This is a genomic window from Waterburya sp., assembly GCF_058530065.1.
In genome coordinates this window covers 1-1,147 of record NZ_JBZNBU010000410.1, presented here as the reverse complement: position 1 = coordinate 1,147, position 1,147 = coordinate 1, and the positions used below count along the sequence as shown (strand labels likewise).

1 protein-coding gene is annotated in these 1,147 nt (G+C 39.9%); it reads left to right on the top strand.

The window, feature by feature from the left end:
• Positions 1-697 precede the first annotated feature (697 nt).
• The gene (locus tag AC33VI_RS22940; protein ID WP_491784581.1) at positions 698-913 is read left to right on the top strand and encodes a hypothetical protein; all 216 of its coding nucleotides are present in this window, start codon (positions 698-700) and stop codon (positions 911-913) included.
• The last annotated feature ends 234 nt before the right edge of the window (positions 914-1,147 follow it).

Sequence of the window (1,147 nt, the reverse complement as noted above, 5' to 3'; positions counted from 1 at the left end):
TTATTAAGAATGTATCTATAAAATAAATCTTAAGAAAAGCTCCGATTGGTGAAATTAATGGGTTAAAACAAATTGATTGCTATTGGAATTGTTATTGACGCTTGTTAGCTGCCTAACCCATTCTACTGGCGTGTCAAGCCTAAAACAGTGCAATAGATATAACTTAACGATGCCAAACAAATAACTCCCTTTGCGTCTTCGCTAGGTCAGCATTCCCTTGCGCCTTCGGACGATATTATCCCATATTATCCCGCTTGACGGGACGAAGATGGGACGCGGGGTCTGACCTCTTTGCGTGAGATATACCTAGTGCATCAAATAAAGGTTGACACGCCACTACGACAGCATTTAATTTTTTATTAACGAAGTCCCCTAACGACCTACAATTCTCTATTTCCAAATTAGGATTACTATATATTCCGAGAGCAGTAGTCAGTCAGAAGCTAGCAGCGAGAAATACGGACAAGCAATAACTTTTGGAGGATTGTCACAAGTCCTCCCTTTTCATAAGATAATTAAGTTAAGTCGATCGCCGAGTTATCGAACGATTAAAAAAAAATAATTTAATGACGATTTTAGTAATCTTGTTGCATAATAGTATACGGCACTATAGATAGAGTTAGATCGGGTAAAAATAGCGATCGACCCCTATATATAGTGGTATGACTCTAGAACTCCAACTTGACTATTACCCGCAATGAAATTATCATCCGTCGAACAGGCAGAACGAGCAAGAAATCTGCTGTTAAGCGAACTAAAAGAAAACCAGACACCCGTAAGTCTACAGGAACTAGAGTTAAACTGGGGCGAAGGAACCCAACTATCCCATCGATCTTTAAAAGAGGCTGCATGGCGATTAGTTGAAGAAGGAAAAGCTCGGTTTAATTCTACCTGGGACTTAGAAATTTTGTAGTTTTCGGCTGTAATACTGCTAAATCCTCACCAAAGGCGTACTATCTAGATGTAGGTACGTCTTTTTTAGCACCAAATTTTAGTCGATCGCGTTGGTAACTATGTCCCAAAGACAACAAAGACAATACAATCCCTTTGGAAATCGGGGAGATAAGCCAGGAGACAGTCGCAAATCTTTTCAAGTAGACCGCGATCGCGTTTTATACTCATCTGCATTTCGTCGTTTAGCGCAGAT